11 protein-coding genes are annotated in these 14,093 nt (G+C 55.3%); 5 read left to right on the forward strand and 6 right to left on the reverse strand.

The window, feature by feature from the left end; genetic code table 11:
- Positions 1-13 precede the first annotated feature (13 nt).
- From BN1936_RS06470 to nikA, 6 genes are read right to left on the reverse strand one after another with little or no spacing between them, the layout of a single operon-like run.
- The gene (locus BN1936_RS06470) at positions 14-1,117 is read right to left on the reverse strand and encodes a porin (protein WP_022443557.1); all 1,104 of its coding nucleotides are present in this window, start codon (positions 1,115-1,117) and stop codon (positions 14-16) included.
- 29 nt (positions 1,118-1,146) lie between these two features.
- A complete protein-coding gene (locus tag BN1936_RS06475) occupies positions 1,147-1,947 on the reverse strand; it encodes a class I SAM-dependent methyltransferase (RefSeq protein ID WP_022443558.1) in 801 nt (266 codons plus the stop codon).
- Positions 1,944-3,539 carry an ABC transporter ATP-binding protein gene (locus tag BN1936_RS06480; RefSeq protein ID WP_049686983.1) on the reverse strand — a complete coding sequence of 532 codons (1,596 nt, stop codon included), beginning with the start codon at positions 3,537-3,539 and terminating at the stop codon, positions 1,944-1,946. The genes BN1936_RS06475 and BN1936_RS06480 overlap by 4 nt, the downstream gene beginning before the upstream one ends.
- Positions 3,536-4,384, reverse strand: coding sequence for an ABC transporter permease (locus tag BN1936_RS06485; RefSeq protein WP_022443561.1), 849 nt, complete (start codon positions 4,382-4,384; stop codon positions 3,536-3,538). Before BN1936_RS06485 ends, BN1936_RS06480 begins: the two co-directional genes overlap by 4 nt.
- A gap of 11 nt (positions 4,385-4,395) precedes the next feature.
- Positions 4,396-5,334: a nickel/cobalt ABC transporter permease gene (opp1B, locus tag BN1936_RS06490; RefSeq protein ID WP_022443562.1), complete on the reverse strand. Its 939-nt coding sequence runs from the start codon at positions 5,332-5,334 to the stop codon at positions 4,396-4,398.
- Positions 5,335-5,349: 15 nt separating this feature from the next.
- Positions 5,350-6,942, reverse strand: a complete 1,593-nt coding sequence (nikA, locus tag BN1936_RS06495; protein ID WP_022443563.1) for a nickel ABC transporter substrate-binding protein — start codon at positions 6,940-6,942, stop codon at positions 5,350-5,352.
- Between the two features lie 965 nt (positions 6,943-7,907).
- Between nikA and BN1936_RS06500 the strand changes: the two genes are divergently transcribed.
- From BN1936_RS06500 to BN1936_RS06520, 5 genes are all read left to right on the forward strand, one after another.
- Positions 7,908-9,902 (forward strand): BCCT family transporter, encoded by a 1,995-nt coding sequence (locus BN1936_RS06500; protein ID WP_022443564.1) that lies wholly within the window; start codon positions 7,908-7,910, stop codon positions 9,900-9,902.
- A 145-nt stretch (positions 9,903-10,047) separates the two neighbouring features.
- Positions 10,048-10,323, forward strand: a complete 276-nt coding sequence (locus BN1936_RS06505; RefSeq protein ID WP_022443565.1) for a metal-sensing transcriptional repressor — start codon at positions 10,048-10,050, stop codon at positions 10,321-10,323.
- 92 nt (positions 10,324-10,415) lie between these two features.
- Positions 10,416-12,320 (forward strand): heavy metal translocating P-type ATPase, encoded by a 1,905-nt coding sequence (locus BN1936_RS06510; protein WP_049686984.1) that lies wholly within the window; start codon positions 10,416-10,418, stop codon positions 12,318-12,320.
- A 144-nt stretch (positions 12,321-12,464) separates the two neighbouring features.
- Positions 12,465-13,346 carry an arginase family protein gene (locus BN1936_RS06515; protein WP_022443567.1) on the forward strand — a complete coding sequence of 294 codons (882 nt, stop codon included), beginning with the start codon at positions 12,465-12,467 and terminating at the stop codon, positions 13,344-13,346.
- A gap of 120 nt (positions 13,347-13,466) precedes the next feature.
- The gene (locus BN1936_RS06520) at positions 13,467-14,048 is read left to right on the forward strand and encodes a biotin transporter BioY (protein WP_049686985.1); all 582 of its coding nucleotides are present in this window, start codon (positions 13,467-13,469) and stop codon (positions 14,046-14,048) included.
- Positions 14,049-14,093: the final 45 nt, after the last annotated feature.

The raw sequence follows: 14,093 nt of genomic DNA on the forward strand, positions 1-14,093 counted from the left end.
TATAAAAACATAATCAGAAACGGTGTGTTATTCCGGCAGCAACCTGCGTAATCCGGGTTTTCTGCCCCGGCGCCGTGTCAAAGTCCTTTTTGTACTGCTGGTACCCGATGCCGGTATAAATCTCAGTCCGCTTGCTGAAGGCATAGTGATAGCGGATCGCCGCGCTGAAGCCTGTCAGATCGTACGTTTCGCCTGCCTGCGCGAATTCTTTGCCGTAGCGGCCGGTGGCGTACCCTGTCATCACTTCAACTTTGTTTTTCCCGAGTGGAATGACCGCGCCGAGACCAACCGCTGTACTGCTGAGGCGGCCGTAATCTGTCGATCCATCAGCGAGTTTCCCAAGCCAAAGTCCAGCGAGATTATCTGCTCCGGTGACATACTGCAGACCGCCGAGAAGCCTGAAAGTCCCAAAGTCGTAACTCCCCGCAAGCCCATAGACCTGTTTATCATCCCGCTTTCCGAAACCGGTAACGGCGGCGTATCGGACGCGTTCCGCTGTGATGACAGCGTTCAGGGCTCCCCGTCGGTAGGATGCGGCAGCACCGAGATATCGTTCATTCCCGCTCTCATGCGGTGCTTCATTGCCTTGCGCGAAGGAATACTGGAGGTACCCCGTGAACCCGGCGGCAGAGGGAGACTCATAAGTCACCGTGTTGTTGCGGCGCGTGTCAAAGGAATAGGGGCCGGTAATGAGGCCATCCCCCCCGTCAAAAGCGTCTCCGGTGCCGAAAAACAGGTCATACGTTCCGGCTGCGGAGGAAAAGGTGCCGATCCGGCCAAAAGTGACTGTGCCGTAGGGAGAGCTGACATCCACTGTCGACTGGCGGTGGAAGAGCCGCCCGCCTTTTTCGTTCCCGGTGTCTGATTCAAACTGATTTTCGAGTTTGAACCCAACTCTCCAGCCGCTGCCGAGCGATTCCCCGCCTTTGAAGCCGAAACGGGAACCGGCGTTCTGCCCGCTCATCATCTGGAGGCTGTCTGTTGTAGTGCCTTCAGTGGTGGTATGGGAGTAGCGAAGTCCGGTATCAATGACACCGTAAAGTGTCAGATCAAAAGCAAAGGCAGTCCCCGGTATCAGAAAAGCAGCTCCCAGTGCAGCTGTGAGTCGAAAATTCATGGTGAGGTTCCTTGAGTCAGAGAACGAATTCAGGCTTTTACAGCATCAATACGGAACATCCGGACCGGGTTAAATGTTTCATCGCATTCAAGATAGATCCGGTCAGAAAGAGAATTGTCAAGGGAGACGCGCTCAAAACCGATTTCGGTCAGCACCTGAAAGTCCCAATCCGGACGGCGTTCGGCGCTGATTCCAAGGCTGTCCTTGATCCGATCGCATTCAGCTAGGGAATTGTCTGACAGCCCCTTATGGGCGTTCTCGACCCCCTGATCCTTGAGGTCATGAGTCAGAGACTCGAAGGACACAGAACCGTAGTCAGCATCGAAATTGATCAGACGGCCGCCCTTCTTCAGAACGCGGAACCATTCGCTGTAGGCGGTTCTCGCGTCTGGCAGTGTCCAGGTGAGATTGCGGGTGAGGATGAGATCAAACGTTTCATCCTCAAAGTCCAGTGCCTGAGCGTTCATGACCCGGAATTCGGCGTTGACGTCGAAGTGAGCCGCCGCCGCTTTTGCTTCAGCAATCATTTCAGGTGACAGATCAATCCCTGTTACCTGATGGCCGAGCGGCGCCGTGATGATCGGGAAGAAACCGGTTCCGGTACCCACGTCAAGGATACGGAGAGGATGGAGGGTGCCTAGCACCGCAGAGGCAATCTCATGCATCCAGCGGGATTTCACCGGCCCCGAAAGTTCAGCGAGACGTGTTTTTCCGAACCCCTCAGCGCGGCGATTCCAGTATTCAGTAATTTCCTCTTCAATATCGCGATCAAACGTCTGGATAAGGGACGGGGTTATGGAAGTTTTTTCGGTCAGCTGTTCAGAAATCATGGTCTGCCTTTCAGTGTGAGTCCGGCCGCAAGCCGGGTTTTTTCTTTAAAAAGTGAGGCAAGCCGTCTGAGGAGCGGATTCTCAGACGTGTCGATTGCCCGGGTATCGATCTGAAGCGCAGCGCGGCCATCCTCGAGCAGGACGGCATCGGTGCAGATTGACCGAAGGGCTGCCAGATCGTGAGTGATAAAGAGCCAGGTTGACTCAGGGGTTTTAAGGCTGCAAAGGAGCCGCAGGATGTCCTGCTGCAGTGCGACATCGAGCCCGGAAAGCGCTTCATCAAAAATGATGAATCGGGGGGCGGGAGCCAGAGCCCGCGCGATGCAGACCCGCTGGAGTTCACCGCCGGAGAGTTCATGCGGGAATCGCTTCGCGAAGTCCTCGGGGAGTCCGACCTTTGAAAGCATTACCGCGGTCTTCTGCGGGATTCCGGCATTCAGGCCTGCGATCCGCAGAGGCTCCGCGATGATGTCCCCAACGGTTTTATGGGGATTCACCGAGTCCGTGTAGTTCTGCAGCACAACGCTGAGCGACCCTGGGTGCGCTTTTTTCCAGGCTTGGACCATCATTCCTTCGAAAAGCACCTGTCCGGAATCCGCTTTTTCCAGTCCCAGAAGAATCCGTGAAAGTGTGCTTTTCCCAGCGCCTGAGAGTCCGATAAGCCCTGTGCAGGCGCCTCTTTTCAGAGTAAAGGAAACGCGATCAAGAACTTTGGTGCCTTTGCCGCGGAAAAGAAATCCGGGGCCGGCATAGGTTTTGCACACATCCCTAACTTCAATAAATGGAGTGGATGAGGAGGGCATTGCCGGGCGGTCTTCAGGCAGAGTTCTGAGCGCGGAAAGAAGCCGTCTGGAAGCGGGGTGCTCTGCATCCGCGAGTCTCCCTGGAATGAGGGTTTCGACCGTATTCCCCTGATCGACGACATAAAGCCGCGATGCGATTGACATTACAGACGCCACGTCATGCGTGATCACAATCAGGGCGGCCCCGGTTTCCTTCTGCGCATCGAGAAGTTCCGTGAGGACAGATGAGGAGGAAAGAATATCGAGGGCCGAGGTCGGTTCGTCAGCAACAATCAGGCGCGGTTTGAGAAGCCGGACGATAGCTGTCATGCATCGCTGCAGCATGCCACCTGAGAGCTCACATGGGAAACGGCGGATTACGTCTTCGGGCCGATCAAAACCCAAACGGCGAAGCGTGGCAAGGATGGAGGATCGCGCCTCAGGCTTTCCCATGTCTGGGAAAGCGCTTGTCAGTGTTTCTTCAATCTGGAGCCCGATCCGGATCAGGGGATCAAAGGCTTCCATCGGCTGCTGAGTGAGCAGCACGGCGTCCCGGCCGAGACGGAAGGGACGGGAGGATGAGGCCGGAATGGCGGGACCGCCCAGCCAGGAAATGCTCCCCGAGAGGCTGAACCGCGCGGGCAGAAGCCCCAGCGAAGCGAGGACAGACGTGGTTTTTCCGGCGCCGGACGGACCAACGATCGCGATGCATTCTCCAGAACGCACTTCGAAGGATGCATCTCTTACAAGAGTCCGGCCGTTTGGGGCCTTTATCTGCAGACGGTCAGTTTTCAGAATCAGCTCATTCATGCCTGATCTCCTTCCAGAGTGACATGCCGCATATCGAAAACATCCCGAAGTGAGTCTCCGAGGAAATTAAAGGCGGCGACCGTGATCAGAATCGCGAGTCCCGGGGGAAGCATCTGCCAGGGGTAGAGTGAGAGAACATTTTTTGCTTCTGACAGCATCATTCCCCACTCCGGTGTCGGAGGCTGTGTACCGAGTCCCAGGAAGGAGAGGGATGAAATCATCAGAATCACGGCTCCGGTATCAATCGTCATCAGGACGAAAAATTCTCCGGCCGCCCCCGGAAGCAGGTGAGAGAAAAGAATATGAGACCTTGAGGCACCGGCCGCGCGGGCATACTGAACATATCCGGACTGCATGATCGAGCGGAGAATGGTCCGCATCATCCGGGCGTACCAGGGCCACTTTGCCGCGGCGCAGGCAAAAAGGATATTGCCGAGCCCGGGTCCCGCGATTCCGACGATCGCGAGTACAAGGACGGCTGACGGAAAACTCATAAAGATATCCGCGGCTCTCATCATCAGGGATTCGGCTCTGCCGCCCAGAATGACAGAAACCGCACCAAACACAGCGCCGGCAAGGCACGTGATCAGCATGGCAGCCGCGCCCGTGAAGAGTGTTGAGCGGATTCCCCAGATAAGACGTGAAAGCAGATCCCGGCCGAGAGAATCCGTTCCGAGAAGGTGTGAGAGGGACGGTGAAAGGAGCTTTTCAGTCAGACTGATTTCAGTCGGACTGGAAAGCGGGAGAACCGGGGCGAGAATCCCAATCACCGCGATCGCGAGGATAAGCCCGGCAGCCGCGGTCGCCCCGCGGTTTTCTCTGAATCGTCTGAAGAGAATATTCATTTCATCCCTCCTCAGAGTGTCGAGCCCTGCCGTCTCGGACGGGGGTCAAGCCAGGCGGTAAAGATGTCTCCCGCCAGGTTGAAAAGGATGAAACACACCGCCATCAGCAGCACATAGGCTTCAATCACCGGGAAGTCACGGTTGAAAATTGCCGTGACGCAAAGCCTGCCGATTCCGGGCCAGGCAAAAATACATTCGACAACGAAAGCCCCGGCGATCAGCTTCGGGATAGACATCGCGAGTGCGGTTGCGCTGCCTCGGAGAGAGTTCAGCAGTTTATGAAGCAGAATCCGGTTCCGTGATAGACCGCGGCTCTCAGCGAAAAGCACCCAGCCGGCATGATTTGTTTCCACCATTTCCGCCCGGATGAGGCGCACATAGGTGCCGATATAGGCGAGTGACAGTGTCACGGCCGGGAGAATAATGGAATCCGGCCGTGTCATGCCGCTTGTCGGCAGCCATCCAAGGAAAACGGAGAAGAGCCACATCAGGAGGAGTCCGGCCCAGAAGTCAGGGAGGGCGGAAAGGGCGAAGACCGCAGATCGGATCAGGTGATCTGTTTTACCGCCCTCGCGCGCCGCGCAGACCGCGCCGCATAGGACAGAGAACGGAATGATGATGGCCAATGCTGCGGCCGCGAGTTTCAGTGTGGCAGGGAGCGCCTTGGAAAATTCCTCCGCGACAGGACGTCCGGAAACCCAGCTGCGGCCAAGGTCTCCATGAAGAGCAGAGGTGATCCAATCCGCCCATCTGACGATTATCGGGCGGTCGAGTCCCATTTCGGATCGTGTTTCCGCTACGAGCTCAGGTGTCGGCACCATGGCATTTACGCGGATCGCGACCTCAGCCGGATCGGAAGGCGAGAGAGAGGTGATTAAAAACGAAATCATCGATATCCCGATAAGAATCGGGATAAGAAAGATGATCCGTTTCAGAATCAGCCGCAGCATTGGGCGTCTCTCTCCTTATTTGGCGTCTTTGAAGAACATATCTTCAAACGGAATTTCGTACTGCGACACCCTGAATCCCACTCCCGAGAGTGAAGTGCGGTAAACCGCTTTGGTTCGGGAGTAGGAAATCGGAACGTAGACCGCGGAGTCATGAATCCGGGTGAGAATGTCGCGGATCATGGCGGCGCGTTTCGTTTCAGACTGTTCCGTCATGAGAGATGTAATCTCCCGATCAATCAGAGCCTTGTCGGGCAGACCGGTCTGCGCCTGGAAATCGCCGTGAGCCGGAATACGCCAGCTTGAGAAGTAACTCTGCGGATCGTACGGAGCGCCCCAGGAGAGCGAGTACTGCATGTCAAACTTTCCGGTTCTCTGACGGTCGAGATAAGCCTGTTTTTCTTCACCCCGGATATTCATGCGGATGCCAACTTTCGCGAGATCAGACTGAATAGCCTCAGCAATTGCCTTTTCCTGAGTGTTATTGGAGTTGAACCAGAAGGTGACCTCGCAGGGTTTCCCATTCTTTATATAGATGCCGTCAGAACTCTTTTTCCAGCCGTCAGACTGAAGGATCTTCTCAGCCGCGGCAGGATCATAGGGGCGGGGTTTCAGTGGGACATCGCAGCCCGGAACATTTTTCGCGAAAAGCGTTTCTGCCGGAGCCTCAAGCCCGTTCAGAACGCCTTCAGTGATCGCCTTGCGGTTGACCGCGCGCTGAATCGCTTCACGTACAGCCGGATCGGCGGTGACAGGGGCGTTTTTCGGGTTTGAATTGAGGAGCACGGCGCGGCTCGCGATAGGATCACTCGCAAGAACCGCGTACTGGCCTTCCTTCTGAAGTTTCGCGAAGGCGTCACTCGTGATCTGGTCGCCGTCAGAACCGAAGATAAGATCGATTTCGCCTTTCTGCAGCGCCATCAGCATCGTCTGGGCGTCTGGCATAACGGTCCAGCGAATGCTCTGAAGCTTCGGCTTCGTGCCCCAATAGGAGGTGTTTGCCTTGAAAACGGCATACTGGTTCTGCTTATGTTCGGACAGTACCCAGGGGCCCGTGCCGCTGAGACAGGTAACGCCGTCCTTTGTGGAACCGTTCTTCATGCATTTCGGGGAAATGAACCGGAACGGACGCGTGACGCTTAGTTCAGTGAGCGTCGGGTAGTAAGCATGATGGAGCTTAAGAACCACCGTATCAGGGGAGGGGGCTTCGACAGAGGCGATCTCGTTGGTGAAATCAAGCCAGGCGTGCCGGATCTTATTCTGGAGCACCGCCTCGATATTCAGTTTGACAGACTCAGCGTCAAACGGAGTCCCGTCTGAGTATTTGACGCCCTGACGAAGCCTGAAGGTATAAGTACGGCCGTCCGGAGAAATCGTCCAGCTTTCGGCAAGCCAGGGCTTGATACCATCCTTTGTGCTGACAACGAGAGGCTCAAACACCATGGCCTGTGCCGCCATTTCACCGAGATAAAGATGGGGATTGATGTTCCGGATGTCCTTCATTGAAGAGTAGCGGAGCTCAGTGCTGTCCTTCTTCACACTGTTTCCGCAGCCGGTAAGAAGCGCGGAGGAGATAACGGATAAAGCAAGAAGAACGGGCAGTTTTTTCATGAATTGTTCCCGGAAGGCTGCGAAATGATTTTGGCGCCGTTTTGACGCCGGACGGGGAGCAGTATACCTTATTTCATACGAAAATAAAATTCGTATGCAGCAAATGACGATTAAACGAGAGGATAGCGAGTGACCCTGTCGGAGGATGGAATCCTGGCCATTTCCGATATTCTTAAAAATTTGTAGACCATAAATTCTGAGAACGGGTCATTATTATTTGGTTTACTTACTCTTCACAAAGACGTGGAATCCGGCTGGTGAGGTTAAGCAATACCGGGAAATACGCGGGATGAACGTCCTGAAATCAGCGGCAGAAGATACAGTGATCCCGTTTTTATTTGATTGGCAGAAGATATGGCACAAATAATGACAAATGACGCAGGATAGTGCCTGAATAAAATATCTTTCAGGAAAAACCCTCGCATTGATAATTAATCTGTGTTACAATTAAGTCTGTCTGCAGGAATTGCCGGCTGGGAAAAAAGATTACCCCATCGGCTTAAGCGCCTCCCGGCGCCAATTGCTCTCAAGCATATTGCGTACTGCATCCGCACGGAAACAGCGTCAGCGGGTGCCAGGAAAACCTGCAAGTTTATTCACGGAATAAGGAGCCTCTGATTCTCCGGACCGTGAATGCCGTTTGAACCGGGAAACATTCCGGTTTCTGAATTCTGGAAGCAGTTATTTTGCTTCCGTCATTATTAGCTGCCTCTTAATTGAATTCTGTCAGCTGAGGATCCTGACGGGAAAGAGTCTCTTCCCGGGTTTTCGAAAAGCACAGAGTTCACCTTCAGGTGATTTGCCTGACCGCATCACGGCGACGCATTCATTTCGGGCGGAATATTCCGCTTATCAGCCCGGCGCTTTCCGGGTCATTGAACCGCTGGACCCCGCAGTGGGTGTTGCCCGGAGCCTGAAGGACAAGAAAGCAGTCCCCTGTTCAACTCTAAAGGAGATTTTGCTTAATGCAGAAAAACAAAAAAATATCTGAGGAGTTGAAGACAGAGATGCATGAGCTGCATCGGGATTTTCACGACCTTTATCCGCTTCATACGCCGAGCAACGAGGAAGACCGGGAAACCGGCTTTGGCTCAGTCGCTACTGAAGAGGAAAAAGCGGATCCTGTCAAAGCCAAAACTGAAAAGAAAAAGCTCACCCCTGTCTTCCTGTTCTCGCTTCTGATTGTTGCGGGCCTCACCGCGGCGTGTCTTGCCTGGCCCTCTCAGTTCCTTGCGGCCACCTCTCAGCTCTGCGACACCATTTCAACCGATTTCGGATGGTTCTATCTGCTTCTTGTCGCACTTATCGTGATTGTCTGCATGGTTTTCATGATAAGTCCGATCGGAAACATCCACCTCGGAAATCCGGGCGATAAGCCGACGTTTTCACGGGCTTCCTGGATTGCGATGCTGTTCTCTGCCGGTATGGGTATCGGCCTGGTGTTCTGGGGCGCGGCAGAACCGCTCGCCCACTTCGCGACATCGACTCCGGGACCTGAAGTGGGTTCTGTTGAAGCGCTCCGCGACGCTTTCCAGTATTCCTTCTTCCACTGGGGATTCTCCGCCTGGGCGGTGTACGGCATTGTGGCTCTCGCGCTTGCGTATTTCCGTTTCCGTAAAAAGGAAAAGGCGCTTTTTTCTGTCACGCTGAAGCCGCTTTTCGGTAAGCACGCTACTGGCCCGCTCGGAACAGCTGTTGATGTGCTGACGGTGCTTGCCACAGTGATCGGCGTTGCGACGAGCCTTGGGTTCGGTGCCATGCAGATTAATGGCGGTCTGAATTACCTCTTTGGCATTCCGAATAACTCAACGGTTCAGCTGATCATCATTGGCATCACGACGATCTGCTTTATTGCCTCGTCGCTCTCCGGTATTTCCCGCGGCGTCCGGTGGCTTTCGAACGCGAACGTCATCATCGCAGTGGCTTTTGTGCTCGCGGCTCTCGCGATCGGTCCGACCGCTCAGACCATGAATGTGCTGGTGACCTCAACGGGCGATTACCTGCAGAACTTCATCAGCATGAGCTTCAACGTGGCACCGTTTGATCAGAGTCACCACGACTGGATCAAGTCCTGGACCATTTTCTACTGGGCCTGGTGGATTTCCTGGTCTCCCTTCGTCGGCATCTTTATCGCCCGTATCTCGCGCGGCCGCTCGATCCGTGAGTTCCTGCTCTGCGTGATCCTGATTCCGACGATCTTCAGCTGCATCTGGTTCGCGGTCTTTGGTTCGCTCACGACCGCGGTGCAGATCGGCGGTGTGAATCTCGCGAATCTGCCGACTGAAACCGTGCTGTACGGTGCTCTCGCTCATTACGATTTCGGGCGCGTTCTCTCGATGGTTGCCGTAGTGCTGGTGTTCTCGTTCTTTATTACTTCGGCCGATTCGGCTTCGTTCGTGCTCGGCATGCTGAGTGAAAATGGAAATCTGGAACCGCGTCTCCGTACGAAAGCAATCTGGGGCGTGCTGCTTTCCGAGCTCACCTGCGTATTGCTTCTTTCAGGCGGTCTTGGAGCCCTGCAGAATGTGCTGATTATTTCGGCGCTTCCGTTCTCTCTCGTGATTGCGCTGCTCCTCGTGTCACTCCACAAGGAGCTGCAGCATGAAAGAGTGCAGATGGGACTCTTCCTGCGGCCGCTGATTCTGCCGAAGGCTGATAAGCCCTTCCGTTCCTATGAGGATCAGAAGACACTGAAGCCGATTGAGATCATCCGTAAGTCCGTAAAGGCTGACCAGACGGTCATGGCTTTTGCGAAGGCAACTGCCGGTATGAGCACAGAGGAAAAAAAGGAGGCCGTGGCGGTCGCCGAGGGGGTTCTCGCGGAAATGAAGAGCGGGGAAAAGAAATCACCAGCCGCGGCGAAGACTCCGACACCTGAAGCGGCAAAGCCCGCGCCCTCCGGAACACCCGGGTTCATCGGACCGGATTCGGATGACAAAGGTATCGTCGGTGTATCCTGACACCGGACGCTCCTGATTGGATAGAAAACGCGGAGGGAAGGGGTTCCCTCCGCGTTTTCTGTTAGAGAATACTGTGTCCGTCAGGAATCAATTTCCGGTGACTCACCGGCTATACTTAACCGGATTTTCCGAAGGAGTTACTTTTATGCGCGAATGCATGGATGCACCGAATCTTCACCGACGTCTCAATAAGATTCTCGGTCAGGTGAAGGCGATCGACAAAATGGTGGATGAGGATGTGCCCTGCGAAGAAATCCTTATTCAGATCAACGCAGTAAAGGGCGCGATACATCGTGTGGGACAGATTGTTCTGGAAGGGCATCTGCAGCATTGTGTCAAGGAAGGCATTGAAAATGGTGACGCCGAAGAGACGATCAAAAAATTTGCGGACGCCGTGGAGCACTTCACCCGCAGGTCTTGATAATTGATACCCCATGGGGTATAGTCACACCCGTATTCCCTGAATGGGAATAATTTTTATTCTCTTGAATATACCTATACGGGTACTGGCATATGCAGCACACAAAGATCCTTGACCGTGAGGCGATGATTCAGATCGCCATCCTGATTGTAAGCGGCGCATTCCTTCTCGCCTCTTTTGCAGGCGTCCGGATAGCGGGGTTTGATCCCGCCTGGGTTGCCATTGTTTTCTGCGGACTTCCGATTCTGAAGGAAGCCGCGATCGGACTTATCACTGAGTTTGATATCCGGGCGGATGTGCTGGTATCACTTGCGCTCATCGCCGCGGTGGCGATCGGTGAGTATTTCGCGGCCGGCGAAGTGGCGCTCATCATGCAGATCGGGGGACTCCTTGAGGAACTCACCGTGAAACGGGCGCAGGCAGGGCTTGAGCGTCCGGTTGCCATGACGCCGGAAACGGCGCGGATTGTGGGCCCGGACGGCACGGAAACCGTCATTCCGGCAGAGGAAGTCAAAGCAGGTGACACTGTCGGGGTGATCCCAGGAGAAAAGGTACCGGTGGATGGTGAGATTCTGGATGGCATCACATCGATCGATCAGTCCGTGCTGACAGGAGAACCGGTGCCGGTTGACCGGGGGCCGGGCGACACGGTGATTTCCGGGACCGTCAACCGTTTCGGCACCTTCCTCATGAAGGCCACCAAGGTGGGGGATGACCGTACGATCGCCAGAATGGCGGCCCTCATCAAGAGCGCCGATGCCGGAAAAGCGAAGATCGTGCGAGTCGCGGACCGCTGGGCTACCTGGATTGTCGTGATGGCGCTCACCTGCGCTGTGATTGCTTACCTTGCGTCGGGTGAAATCATCCGCGCGGTAACGGTGCTGGTCGTTTTCTGCCCGTGCGCTCTTGTGCTTGCGACTCCGACCGCCGTGATGGCAGCAATCGGGAACGCCGCGCGGCACGGTGTGCTGGTGAAGGAGGGAGACGCGCTCGAGCGGCTTGCTGATGTGAAACAGGTAGCGTTTGATAAGACCGGCACACTGACCGCGGGGAGTCCCCGCGTGGAAACCGTCCGCTCTGTAAATGAGGAAATTCGGGATACGGAGCTCTATCAGCTGGCGGCAGCCTCCGAATCGCTGTCCGAACACCCGCTCGGGAAAGCGATCGTGAATGGCTGGAAAAATGATCATCGGGAGGCGTTCCCGACAGTATCTGACTTCCGCATGATCCCCGCGAAGGGGGTTGAAGCTTTGGTTGGCGGGAAATCCGTCCGGACAGGGAAGATCGGGTTCATCGCGGATGCGGCAGACCCCCGTGCTTCAGAACTGGAGTCCGCTGCGAAGCGCTACCTGGATCTCGGTGACACAGTGATCTATATAGCGGTGAATGGAGTGCCGTCCGGATTTATCGCGCTGAACGATCCGGTGCGGGGCTCAGTTTCCCGTTCAGTCGCGGAGCTTAAGGCGCTTGGTGTTTCTCCGGTGCTCCTGACGGGCGACAACGCCGTGGCGGCAAAGCGTATTGCGGAAGAAACGGGTATCCCCCGCTTTGAGGCGAACTGCCTTCCGGAAACCAAGCTTGAATTCCTGAGAGAGGAGGAGAGGAGCGGGAAACCCGCTGCCATGATCGGTGACGGTGTGAACGACGCTCCGGCTCTCAAAGCGTCCCGTGTCGGTATTGCCATGGGCGGTGTGGGTTCTGATATCGCGATTGAGGCCGCTGACATTGTTCTCGTAAAGGATTCGATTGATGAGGTCCCGCATCTTTTCCGCCTTTCCCGCAGAACGCTTCGGATGATCAAGTGGAATATCACTTTCGCGATGGGAATCAATCTGGTCGCGACGGGGCTCGGAATGCTCGGGCTGATGGGGCCGGTAGTGGGAGCTCTGGTCCATAACGGCGGATCGGTTTTTGTGATTCTTAATTCCGCAAGGCTCCTTCGGGACCGTACCCGGGAAAAGTCCGAACCCGTAAATTTGGTACCCCGAAAAGCGTAGGGCTATGGGCGTCTAGAAATTCCCACCAAATTAATTATTATCGTATTGTGCAGGAAGTAAAAAAATGTTCTAGCTAACAGATTTGGGAACGACATCCCCCTCGGGAAAAACATAACAGAAATCGTGCCCATAAAGGAGCTATCCATGGCAAGTGCAGAAAAGACGCTTCGTCTGATTTTTCCGGATTGGCAGCACGGCGCGAATCCGGGATCGGGGTTCGTGCCCCGGTTCCTGGCAAGCATTGCGCCTCAGGGTGAGCATTCAGAGACCGTCGAAATCACTCCTGGGGATGTGAGCCCGGAGCGGACTCAGAATGAAGTTGTGGCGGCGCGGGCCCTGACTATTCTTTCTCCGGAAGACTTCAAGGTGTGTTACAACGCCGCGCGGGAGGTTCTGGACGCCAAGACACCGGACCGCGTGATCGCGTTTTCGACGGACGGCGCGGCCTGCGTTGCTCCGATTGATTACCTGAATGAAAAGTACGAGGGATTGGGCATTCTGTGGCTCGATGTCCATCGTGAGCCGGTAACGCCGGAGCGCTTCTGGCGTAAGCGTGCCGCGCTGTTCAGCACGTTTATCGGTGACGCGGCACAGATTCCGGGGCTGATGAAGACCTCAGTTCCGCCTTCCCGGTTCTTCTTCGTCAGCACGCGAGCGGACGAGGTGCCTCCTGCGGAAGATATCCAGTTCCATCATCTGGAAATCGGCCTCGCCAAGGAGGAAGCGCTTGACGCTGGCAATACCGCGGTTCTTGACTGGATCAAAGCGTCCGGCATCAAGCACCTAGCTATTCATATTGATATGGACTCCGTCGGCTCGGCGGATATCCGCTCCGGTATCTATCGTGAAGAGGGGCTGGTGGATCTGTCGGAACATGATCTCAACTCTCTTAAGAAGGTGGGAGCGCTGCTTCGGGGCGTGAGCGCAGCCGTTGACGTGGTCGGCATCGGAGTTCTGGAGTATCAGATGCTAGATGCTCCTGAATTCCGGGATATGATCTCCGATCTGCCCATTTTCCAGGGCTGAACAAGAGTTCAGAGGATTAGCGCTGAGAGGGGACAACCTTTTCAGCGCTTTTTCTTACACGGAAATTTCTTGTTGCTAGACTACCCCTGTTTTCATATTTAATGAATGGAGTTTCAGAGCATGGTTTCATCCGCATCTGTTTTTTCGACCGCTAAATGGCTCGAAGCGCAGTCGCTCCTCTTCAAGGCTGTGGCTGTTCTTTTCGGCTCTCTTATTCTGACGGCCGGTTCCTATATCACGGTTCCGATGGTTCCGGTTCCGATCACGATGCAGACGTTCGCGATTACGGTTGTCGGCGCAGTGTATGGCTGGAGACTTGGCGGTCTCACCGTGCTGTTCTGGCTCATGCAGGGCGCTCTCGGTCTTCCGGTTTTCGCTCCGGGCGCGGTCGGCGGTATTGCCCGCTTCTTCGGCCCGACCGGCGGCTACCTCTTCTCCTTCCCGATCTGCGCCATGCTCACCGGCTGGATGGTTGAGCACGGTTTCAGCGGCCGCAGCTTTGTGAAGGGTTTCCTTGCGATGCTTGCCGGCAACATCCTCTGCCTGATCATCGGCGGCGCCTGGCTCGCGGTCATGATGGGCTTTGCGAAGGGCATGGCGCTTGGCGTCACCGCGTTCATTGCCGGTGCCTTCACGAAGTCCGTGCTTGGCGCGGCTGTCCTTCTTGGTATCTCTGCCGGTACGAGCCGGAAGCACAACTAAGAAGCATCAGAGACAAAAAATGCCGGACTGCGTCCGGCATTGCCT

The organism is Dakarella massiliensis, from assembly GCF_001182045.1.
In the GTDB taxonomy this organism is placed as follows: Bacteria; Pseudomonadota; Gammaproteobacteria; order Burkholderiales; family Burkholderiaceae_F; genus Mesosutterella; species Mesosutterella massiliensis.